This is a genomic window from Ilyobacter sp. (assembly GCF_041583315.1).
In the GTDB taxonomy this organism is placed as follows: Bacteria; Fusobacteriota; Fusobacteriia; order Fusobacteriales; family Fusobacteriaceae; genus Ilyobacter.
In genome coordinates this window covers 1-2939 of record NZ_JBFHGC010000370.1, presented here as the reverse complement: position 1 = coordinate 2939, position 2939 = coordinate 1, and the positions used below count along the sequence as shown (strand labels likewise).

Below are 2939 nucleotides of genomic sequence, written 5' to 3'. Positions count from 1 at the left end.
GCAATAGCACTGCCAGTTGGTGTAGAGTTTAATGCAGTTGTTTCAGCTGAATCAGTAAAAGAGATCGGTTTAGCAATGGGATTAGATATTGCCAATTTAAGTGCTGTAGAAGCATCTAAAATCATAGTAGATAAGTTGAAAGAACTTAATAAAAAACTTAATATTCCAACTCTTGGTGAAGCTGGGGTTAAGAAAGAAGAGTTAAAAACATTGGCAGAAGCTACTATGAAAGAGCAAATTGTTTTGATGGCAACTCCTAGAAAATTAACAGAAGAATCAGCATTAAAATTATTAGAAAAGATGTATTAGACTATTTATGATCTCAGCAGGGTCAAGTTAAATGGTATTGAAGCATGGGAGAGGAAATATAACGAAAAAATCGGGAAACATTTATAATTGTGAAAATAAAATTAAGAAAATAGGAGTGATTATGATAATGAAAAATACATTTGAACCAGCTATAATTGGAGGCATAGAAGTAAAAAATAGAATCTTCAGATCGGCTACATATGGGGCGTATGCTGTAGACAATAAACCCAGTCAGAAGACAATTGAATTATATGAAAACCTGAGTAAGGGAGATGTCGGTCTAATAATTTTTGGTTATGCTGTATTTTCGTCAACCGATCATTATGCAGGGAATGTTCCTGTTATAAAAGATGATACAATGATAAATCTTAAAAAGGTAACTGATACAGTTCATCAATACGGTACGAAAATAGTTGCTCAGATCAACCATTCCGGGGCACAGTTGTTTGCACCACCTGAAGGTCCTGTCTATGGTCCCTCTGAATATGTAGACCCCCTTTCAGGGATAACAGCCACAGCTTTTTCAATAGAGCAGATTAAAGAATTTGTTAAAGAATTTGGAAAGGCAGCGCTTATATCTAAAGAGGCAGGATTTGACGGAGTCCAAATCCACGGTGCTCACGGTTACCTGTTAAGTAAATTTTTAAGCCCTACTTTTAACAAAAGAACAGATGAGTATGGGGGAGACACCAAAAGAAATATGCAAATTGTTGTGGATATCTTTAAAGAGATTAAAACCACATGTGGAAAGGACTTCCCAGTGTGGATTAAGCTGAACAGTTCTGATTTTGAAACTGAAGATAAGGGTTTAACGGAAGAAGAATTTCTTGTGATAGGAGAGGAGCTCTCGAAAGTTGGAATGGATGCCATTGAAGTAAGTGGAGGGACAGCTACTGGGTTTTATAGTGCCATGAGATCTTTAAGACATTCGGCATATCACCTTGAATCTGCCAAGAAATTGAGCGAAAAGGTGGATAGTTCTGTAATTCTTGTGGGTGGAATCAGAGATGTAGATACCATTGATTCAATTTTAGAAGATACAAAGATTGAAGGGATATCCATATCCCGGGCATTAGTTAAAGAGCCTGGTCTGGTAAAAAGATGGCAGGACGGGGACAGGTCTCCTGCAAAGTGCGTTGCCTGTAATGGATGTTTAAACTTCAAGGGTCTTCAGTGCTACTTTGATCTAAGTCCTGAAGAGCAAGAGGAACAAAAACCTATCATGAAGATGATGCAGTCTAAGAATTAAGATATACTATACGGTCTGTTTCGAAATTTATTTCTAAAAGCAGTGGTATCTCTAAGATGGAAGAATTTTTTCACAGCCGTGGAATGAAAACAAAACTATCAGATTACAATATTAAAGAAGAAGACATTGAGAAGCTTATTGAAGCTCTGGAAAAACATGGAATGACTGTTCTGTCTGAAACCAGAGATATAAATTTGGAAGTATCCAGAAAAATTTTGAAAACAGCTTTATAGCAGATAATATATAAATTATTAAATAATAGGAGGGAATCTTATGGACATAAGACAAATGACTGCCCCATGTGGGTTGGGATGCTTTGCATGTGCGTATTATAAGGAAAATATTACTGAGGAGCTGGCAGAACAGACAGGGAAACATCTGGGAGTAGAGGCTAAGGATATACCTTGTGAGGGGTGCAGGAGTGAAAAAGGGTGTTCCTTTGAGATGCCATTAACATGTGGTAAAGGGTGTATTACTAAAAACTGTGTTGAGGAGAAGGGACTACATAACTGTTCTGAGTGTGAGGAGTTTCCATGTGAAAACCTGATGCCGGTTGCAGATATGGCAGATGGCGCTCCACACAATACTAAGGTGTATAACTTAAGCAGGATCAAGTTAAATGGAATTGAAGCGTGGGGAGAGGAAGCTGTCCAAATCCAAAAGAAATATTTTAATGGAAAGTTTGTTTATGGAACAGCTCCGGCTCTTGAAGAAGATAAAAAATAGCTTGAATAAAAGAAGCTAAGCAGGTTACTTTTAAGCTCCTACTATATCAAAACTAAAAACTTTGAAGCCTTAATTTCATAGTGGAAATTAAGATAACCTGTGTCTAATTATAGAATATAAAACTTTAAAAATAATACAACTAAATATTACACTCATAAGACCAGGCACTCCAAAGAGTGCCTTTTTCTAGTCAAAATCCATATATTATTAAATTTTCCATACATTGACGTACTTATTTTTTTTTCTGACTATCAGGAGTCTGTTTATAAATACCTTTTCTGTGAAACAATCCAATAAGATGATAATATTTTATTGCCATAAACAGATAATTATTAAAAATTTTCTGATATTATTAATTCTAATTTTCTTGACAGACTCTTTGTAAATTTATTTACGTCCGATCTCTTGCATTCGAGCTATTACTTCTTTAGTAAGCTCACTTGGAATATATTTTTCTTCTCCGTTAATTAGCTTACCTAATTTCAGACCAACTTCTTTGCCTTTTTCCCAAACATCCTGATTTTCAACAGCAAGACAGTTGTGAATTCCAGCAGTAGCATCTTCTCCGTGAAGAGCTTTTACTGCACTTGTTTCACAGGTGTCCCCTCTTCCACAAGTATTACAAGGTAATGAACCTGTAATGCTGAGAGCCTCT

General features: G+C 36.0%; 5 protein-coding genes. 4 read left to right on the top strand and 1 reads right to left on the bottom strand.

Annotation, left to right across the window (positions count from 1 at the left end):
- The 4 genes from ABZA26_RS11560 to ABZA26_RS11545 form a co-directional block, all read left to right on the top strand.
- Window positions 1–309: iron-containing alcohol dehydrogenase (locus ABZA26_RS11560; protein WP_372714676.1), on the top strand; the 309-nt coding region annotated here is incomplete at its 5' end.
- 127 nt (window positions 310–436) lie between these two features.
- Entirely contained in the window at window positions 437–1558 is a 1122-nt protein-coding gene (locus tag ABZA26_RS11555) for an NADH:flavin oxidoreductase (RefSeq protein ID WP_372714675.1), read from the top strand.
- Between the two features lie 56 nt (window positions 1559–1614).
- On the top strand, window positions 1615–1791 hold the full coding sequence (locus ABZA26_RS11550) for a hypothetical protein (RefSeq protein ID WP_372714674.1): 177 nt from the start codon (window positions 1615–1617) through the stop codon (window positions 1789–1791).
- 40 nt (window positions 1792–1831) lie between these two features.
- Window positions 1832–2284, top strand: coding sequence for a DUF3795 domain-containing protein (locus ABZA26_RS11545; protein ID WP_372714673.1), 453 nt, complete (start codon window positions 1832–1834; stop codon window positions 2282–2284).
- A gap of 387 nt (window positions 2285–2671) precedes the next feature.
- Here the strand turns inward: ABZA26_RS11545 and ABZA26_RS11540 are convergent.
- On the bottom strand, window positions 2672–2939 hold a 268-nt coding region (locus ABZA26_RS11540; protein WP_372714672.1), incomplete at its 5' end, for a hypothetical protein.

Bases quoted from the DNA above. Each gene is read 5' to 3' on its own strand.
- ABZA26_RS11545 (WP_372714673.1), top strand. From the start codon at position 1,832: ATGGACATAAGACAAATGACTGCCCCATGTGGGTTGGGATGCTTTGCA.
- ABZA26_RS11555 (WP_372714675.1), top strand. From the start codon at position 437: ATGAAAAATACATTTGAACCAGCTATAATTGGAGGCATAGAAGTAAAA.
- ABZA26_RS11550 (WP_372714674.1), top strand. From the start codon at position 1,615: ATGGAAGAATTTTTTCACAGCCGTGGAATGAAAACAAAACTATCAGAT.